This is a genomic window from Streptomyces sp. URMC 124 (genome assembly GCF_051386455.1).
Lineage (GTDB): Bacteria > Actinomycetota > Actinomycetes > Streptomycetales > Streptomycetaceae > Streptomyces.
The window spans coordinates 1-5,986 of record NZ_JBPQTS010000255.1 but is presented as its reverse complement, the minus strand read 5'-3'; the positions used below and the strand labels follow the sequence as shown (position 1 = coordinate 5,986).

At 74.3% G+C, this 5,986-nt stretch carries 4 protein-coding genes; 1 reads left to right on the top strand and 3 read right to left on the bottom strand.

Features of this window, described 5'->3' with window-relative positions:
• Both ACSNOG_RS31600 and ACSNOG_RS31595 read right to left on the bottom strand, forming a co-directional pair.
• On the bottom strand, positions 1-1,645 hold a 1,645-nt coding region (locus tag ACSNOG_RS31600), incomplete at its 3' end, for a sensor histidine kinase (protein WP_436756138.1).
• Between the two features lie 173 nt (positions 1,646-1,818).
• Positions 1,819-2,637 carry a serine/threonine protein kinase gene (locus ACSNOG_RS31595; protein ID WP_436756137.1) on the bottom strand — a complete coding sequence of 273 codons (819 nt, stop codon included), beginning with the start codon at positions 2,635-2,637 and terminating at the stop codon, positions 1,819-1,821.
• Between the two features lie 132 nt (positions 2,638-2,769).
• Between ACSNOG_RS31595 and ACSNOG_RS31590 the strand changes: the two genes are divergently transcribed.
• Positions 2,770-5,082, top strand: a complete 2,313-nt coding sequence (locus tag ACSNOG_RS31590) for an MMPL family transporter (RefSeq protein WP_436756136.1) — start codon at positions 2,770-2,772, stop codon at positions 5,080-5,082.
• A 10-nt stretch (positions 5,083-5,092) separates the two neighbouring features.
• Here ACSNOG_RS31590 and ACSNOG_RS31585 read toward each other — a convergent pair.
• The coding region (locus ACSNOG_RS31585; RefSeq protein WP_436756135.1) for an alpha/beta fold hydrolase at positions 5,093-5,986 on the bottom strand (894 nt) is incomplete at its 5' end.

The following is a 5,986-nucleotide window of genomic DNA, read 5'->3' as shown; positions in this document are numbered from 1 at the left end:
CGCCCACCCCGTCGTCGACCGCCTCCACCACCAGCAGCCCCTCGCACTGCCGTGCCGACACGCTGACCGCCTGCGCCTGCGCGTACTTGGCCGCGTTCGACAGCGCCTCGCACACCGCGAAGTAGGCCGTCGACTCCACCAGCGGCGGGTAGCGCCGGTCCTCCACCGAGACCACCACCGGCACCTGCGCCTGTTCCGCCAGCGCGGTCACCGCCGGGCCCAGCCCTTCCCGGGTCAGCACGGCCGGATGGATGCCGCGGGCGATGCCCCGCAGATCCTCCAGCGCCATGCGCAGCGTGCGGTCGGTCTCGGCCACCGTGTGCCGGAGCCCGCCGTCCTCCGCGTCCGCGAGCCGCGCGTCCAGGCGCCGCAGCGACATCAGGGCGAAGACCAGCCGGGTCTGCGCGCCGTCGTGCAAGTCCCGCTCCAGGCGTCGTCGTTCCCGGTCGGCCGCCTCCAGGATGCGGGAGCCGACCGCGCGGGACTCCCGCCCGCGTGCCGCGGCCTGCGACCGCAACCGGATGTTCTCCAGGCACAGCCGGACCGACGCGCCCACAGCGGCCAGCAACTGCGGGTCCTCGCCCAGGGCCGCGTCGTGCACCAGCACCGCCGAGGGCCGCTCCCGGCCGTCCACCGCGGTGACGCTCCTGCCCGACCCCGGGTACGGGCCGCGCAGCACCCGCCCGGCCGGGTCGAGGTAGCCGCCTGCCGTCTGCGACCACAGGCCAAGCCGCAGCAAGGGATCGCCCAGCAGGTGCGCCAGGACGTCCTGCAGCCGCCGCGGCGTGGGGTCCGCGCCCACCTCGATCACCACGCTGCCCACCGCCGCACGCCGCAGCCGCATCCGTAACAGCCCCACCAGGAACGTCACGGGCACCGCCGCCTCGCTCAGGTCCGACAGCAGCGCGGGCGTCGACGCACTGGGCCCCAGCAGGCCGGGCGCGGCCACGTACAGCACCTCCCAGCCCACCAGCGCCAGGGCGACCAGCAGCGCGATCCACGCCGGCAGCAGCGCCCGGCGCCGCGCGGTGCTGCTCGCCCGCCAGTTGCGCACCAGCGCGACGACGACCACCACGATCAGCAGCGCGCCCGTCCACCGGTAGACGAGGTCGATGCCCTCGAAAAACTCCCGTCCCGGCCGGAACAGCAGTGCGTTGGGGCCGCAGTCGGCGCACGTGAGGTAGGTCGCGTCACGGTGGGCCGACGGGTCGAAGGTGAGCACGCGCACCAGCCCGCCGATCGCCACGAGCAGATAGGCACCGGCGACCACGCGCCGGGCGAGAACCGTGGTGAGACGGCCGAAGGGGAAGACCAGAAGGAGGTGCGCCAGCACGGCCAGGTTCAGCGCCTCCCACCACGCGCCGAGCGCGAACAGCGCCGGCACGCTGGTCCCTTGCAGATTGCCGACGAACCACGTCACGCCCTCGGCCACCATCAGCCGCCCCGTGCGGTTGGCCGGGCGCCGCCACCAGGCGATCAGCCCGGCGCCGGCGTACGTCCAGCCGACCGCCAGATCGCGCAGGACGTCCGCCTGCGTGGCGCCCGTGCGCCCGTAGGCCCAGGCCCCCGCACAGCCGGCGCCGACGGCCAGGACCGCCGCGCCCCCGACGGCCCGTCCGGGCCCGCCGCCGAGCCCGACACCCACACTCCCGCTCCCACAGGAGCCGGCTCTGCCCAGAACCCCACCCACGGGCACCACCATAGGGCAGGCGCCCCGCAGGTCGGCGTAAACGCGAGCGCGTGTCCTGCGGCCGAACGCTCTTTTGCAGAGGGGGCGTTCACGCGCTCCCCGGACGGCACGCGTGCGGCCCGGCGGCCTCACCGGCCGGCAGCAGCCCAGGCCGCGGCGAACCGGCGCACCGACGCGAAACGCCGCCCGGGGTCGGCCTGCGTGGCACGGTGCAGCACGTCGAGCCGAGCCGGGCTGCCCCGCCACGCACGTTCCTCGTCCCCCGCGTCCAGCAGCAGCCGCGCGGCCCGCCCGAGGGCGAACACGGTGGTACGGGCGCCGATCGTCGCACCGCGCTCGAACTCCTCCGGCGCCATGAACCGCCGCGAGCCCGGCAACCGGTCCTCCTCCAGGACGAAGGGGCCCGGGCGGTACTCGTCGAGGTCCACCAGGCGCATGACACCGCCGGCGAAGTCGTACAGCAGCGCCCCGTCGTAGAAGTCGACCGCCACGTGGCCCGCGTCCTCCACGGCGAGGTGCGCGCTCAGGATCCGGTCCCACGCGCGCATGACCGGAGCGAGCGGCAGGGCCCGGAAACGCGCCATGGCACTGCCCGGCGCGGTCCGGTCCGCGGCGCCGCCGGCGGTGGGGTGGTAGAGGACCTCGCCCTCGTGCCACGGCATGACCACCGCCCGGTTGCCGCCGCGCACGGCGATCCGGTGCACCTGCGGCACGATCGCCGGATGCCTCACGGCCCGGTGGAAGGCCCATGCCCGGTCGAGGGAGCGCCGCGCGCCGCCAGTGGTGCCTTCCTTGACGAACCACCGTTCCCCGCCGGGGAGCCGGACGCCGTAGGACACGCACCCCGAGTCCTGTTCCCGGAAGGCGGTGAAGACCGTGCCGATGCGTTCGAGGTGCGCCTCCACGGAGGGGAGTTCAGCGATGTCCAGCAACGGGTGAGGGGCCATGAGGCCATCGTGTCACCGGCCCGATGCCTCCCTGCACGCCCGCAGCCCGTATGCCCGGGTGCACCGTTCACCCGTTCACCCGTTCTTCCGTGACAGCGTGCCGTTTCCCTTCCGCTGGTTTCCCATGGCAGGGTGCCCCCGCCCCGCCCGCCGGCATCGAACACCGGACCCGCAGCGAAAACCGTACCGCCGCCCCCGCGCGGGCTGCTCGGGCGGCTCGGGCACTGGTGTGCCCGGCACTTCGTCGTCGTCATCGTCCTGTGGCTCGCCGCGCTCGGCGGTGCGCAGGCCCTGGAGCGGGCCTTCGGCGGGGACTACTCCGACGACTTCTCGCTGCCCTCCACCCAGTCCCACGACGGCCTCGACGTCCTGAAGGCGCACGACCCGGCCGCAGGCGGCTACAGCGGGCAAGTGGTCCTCCACGACGCCGCGAAGCCCCTGACATCCTTCGGCGGGCAGGTCGACCGGACGGTCGCCGCCCTGCGGAAGCTCCCGCACGTGCTGTCCGCGCAGAACCCCCTCCCGCCACCGGGCACGCCGCCGCCCCCTCCGCGTCCGGCCGGCACCCCGAACACCGGACCGCTGTCCGACGACGGCAAGACCGCCTACCTCACCGTCCGGTTCGACGCCCCGCCCTCCACTCTCGGCCCCCCGTACCTGCACGGCGTCGACGACGCCGTGCAACCGCTGCGCACGGCAGGGGTGCAGGTGGAGTACGGCGGACCGCTCGGCGAGCTCGCCCGGCCGGAGCCGGACGACCGCAGCAGCGAGATCATCGGCTTCGGTGTGGCGATCGTGGTCCTTCTGGTGGGCTTCGGCAGCGTCATCGGCGCAGCCGTACCGCTGGTGACCGCGCTCGCAGGCGTCGTCATCGGCCTGAGCGTGCTGTCCCTGCTGGCCGCGGCCTTCACCTTCGCCACGGTCTCCCCGACGCTCGCCACGATGATCGGGCTGGGCGTGGGCATCGACTACGCCCTGTTCCTGCTCACCCGCCACCGCCAGCACCTGATGGACGGCATGGACCCCGCCGGGAGCGCGGCGCGCGCGGTGGCCACCAGCGGCCGTGCCGTCCTCGTCTCCGGATGCACCGTCGTCATCGCGCTGGTCGGCCTGACCGTCTCGGGCGTGTCGTTCATCGGCAAACTGGGCGCGGCGGCCGCCGTGACGGTGGTCTCCGCCGTCCTGGGCGCGCTCACGCTCGTCCCCGCCCTGCTGGGCCTGATCGGCAAGCGCATGGACACCCTGCGCGTACGCACTCCCGTCGCGGAAGGCACCACCGGCACGGACGCGGACGGCGTTCAAGAGGCGCACGGCTCCTGGCACCGCTACGCGCAGCGCGTCGAGCGCCGGCCCTGGTGGTTCCTGGCCGCCGGCGTCGTCGTGGTCGCGGTCCTGGCCGTCCCGCTGTTCTCCATCCGGCTCGGCCACATCGGCGACGGCGCCGACCCCACGAGCTTCACCGACCGGCGCGCCTACGACCTGACCGCCCGGGCCTTCGGACCGGGCGCCAACGGCCCGCTGACCGTCGTCATCGACCAGAGCGGCGTACCCGCCGCCGACCGCCCCGCACTGGCGGGAAACGCCACGAAGGCCCTGACGGACGTCCCCGGGGCGGCCACCGTCACTCCGCTCAAGCCGACGCCCGACGGCGACGTGCTCGTCGCCACCGCCTTCTCCGCCGCCGCGCCGCAGGACGCCTCGACGACCGGTCTCGTGAACCGGCTCAAGGACGACACCCTTCCCAAGGCCGTGTCCGGCACCGCCGCCCACGGCTACGTGACCGGCACGACCGCCGCGCAGGTCGACTTCCTCGACATCCTCTCCGAACGCCTGCCGCTGATCATCGCCACCGTCGTCGCCCTGGCCTTCCTCATCATCCTCACCGTCTTCCGCGGCATCCTGGTGGCCCTCAAGGCGGCCGTCCTCAACGTCCTGTCCATCGCCGCCTCCTACGGCGTGGTCGTCGCCGTCTTCCAATGGGGCTGGGGCGGCCCGGCCCTGGGCGTGTCGGGCACCGTGCCGATCGAGAGCTACGTGCCGATGATGATGTTCGCCATCGTCTTCGGACTGAGCATGGACTACGAGATCTTCCTGCTCTCCCGCGTCCACGAGGCGTGGCTGCGCACGGCCGACTCGAAGGGCAGCGTCGCGCACGCACTCGAAATCACCGCACGCGTCATCACGTGCGCCGCCCTCATCATGGTCAGCGTCTTCGCCGCCTTCATCGCCAGCAACAACATCGTGGTCAAGATGCTCGGCCTGGGCCTGGCCGTGAGCGTCCTCATCGACGCCACCGTCGTCCGGCTGCTCCTCGTGCCCGCCGTGATGACCCTCCTCGGCCGCCGCGCCTGGTGGACGCCGCGATGGCTGGACCGGGTCCTGCCGCACCTGGACGTCGAGGGTGACGAGGCGGTGCGGCCCGCGGGCCGCACCGGCGCGTCCTGACGGTCGCGGGCTAGGCACCGGAAGACGCCTGCGCGGCGAGCCAGGCCCGGATGGCGTCGGCCGTCGTGCGCGCGTGTTCCTCGAAGAGGGACCAGTGGTCTCCGGGCACCTCCACGGCGGTGTGCGGCGCGGGCCAGGACGCCCGCCGGGAGCCGTCCCCCCGCGTCTCGCTCGCGCTGCCCGCGCGCACGGGTGGGAGCGGCTCCCGGGCGCGGATCAGCAGCGTGGGGACGGCCGTCGGTTCCGGATGCCGGCCGCGGGCCATACGGGTGTACGCGCCCAGGGCGGCCATCGACATGTCGTCCACGACCGCGTCGAACCGCTCGCCCAGGCGGAGGGGGAGACGGGCGGGCATCCCGAGCAGCCACGGCTCGTCCTCGCGGTCCGGGGTGACGTGGTAGGTGTCGGCGATGACGAGGCCGACCGGCGGCGTGCCCGTCGCCGCGAGCCGCGCGGCGACCGAGTGGGCCGGATAGCCGCCCATCGAGTAGCCGAGGACGGCGAACGGGCGGTCGCCCAGGCGCTTGCGCACGGTAGCGGCGTGCAGGTCCACGAGGGTCCGCCAGTCGCGCGGGACGGCGTCGCCGTGGGCGACCCCGGGGTGCCGGACCTCGAGGACCTCCCGCTCTCCGGCGAAGGAGGCGGCCAGCGCGGCGTACCAGGGCCTGCCCAGGTGCGGGGTGAAGCCGGGGAAGCACACGAGCGCGGGACCGCCGGTCCCTCCGGCCAGCGTGACCGGAGCGAGCTCGTGCCGGGAGGCGTCGGCGGGCCCGAAGGAGGGCAGGGCGAGCGAGGCCGTCACCAGCAGGTGCATCGCCGAGACGACGTCGCCCGTCTCGCACACCCGCCGGTAGAGGGAGGCGAGGGCCTGCGGGGGCCGCGCCCTTGCGTCCGGGGGCGGTGG

What these genes read in the sequence shown, in the direction of transcription:
- ACSNOG_RS31595 (WP_436756137.1), bottom strand. Translation starts at nt 2,637, where the DNA reads ATGGCCCCTCACCCGTTGCTGGACATCGCTGAACTCCCCTCCGTGGAG.